This is a genomic window from Methylobacterium sp. WL18 (assembly GCF_008040015.1).
In the GTDB taxonomy this organism is placed as follows: Bacteria; Pseudomonadota; Alphaproteobacteria; order Rhizobiales; family Beijerinckiaceae; genus Methylobacterium; species Methylobacterium mesophilicum.
This window is the reverse complement of record NZ_VRVD01001309.1, coordinates 1-483: the sequence shown is the minus strand read 5'-3', so window position 1 is coordinate 483 and position 483 is coordinate 1. Positions and strand designations below refer to the sequence as shown.

Sequence of the window (483 nt, the reverse complement as noted above, 5' to 3'; positions counted from 1 at the left end):
CTGCCGGCCGGCGCGACCCCGGCCTTCCCGGGGCCGCCCTTCGCGCTCGCCCTCGACCTGCCGGTGGATCGCGGCAGCCCGACGGTGCTGCAATACCTCGCGGTCGCGGCGGAGCCCTGGCCCGGGGAGGCGGCGGTGTGGCGGGCGGAAGGAACGGGGCCGCTCACCCTCCACGGCCTGGTCGACTACCCGGCCTGCCTCGGCCGGACCCTTTCGGACCTGCCCGCCGGGCCGCTCTGGCGGCTGCAGCGCGGCGCCTCCCTCGACGTCACCCTGCGCCGGGGCGGGGCGCTCGGATCGATCGGCGAGGCCGCGATGCTGGCCGGCGGCAACCTGTTCGCCCTGGTCGGGCCGGACGGCACCGTCGAGCTGCTCTGCGCGGCCGACGCGGTGTTGACCGGCTCCGAGACCTACCGCCTCTCCGGGCTCCTGCGCGGGCTCGCGGGCAGCGAGCCGGCCGCCGGGCGTGCCACCCCGGCGGGC

1 pseudogene is annotated in these 483 nt (G+C 79.1%); it reads left to right on the top strand.

Features of this window, described 5'->3' with window-relative positions:
* Positions 1–483 (top strand): annotated as a pseudogene (locus tag FV228_RS32470) (hypothetical protein); the annotation flags it as partial.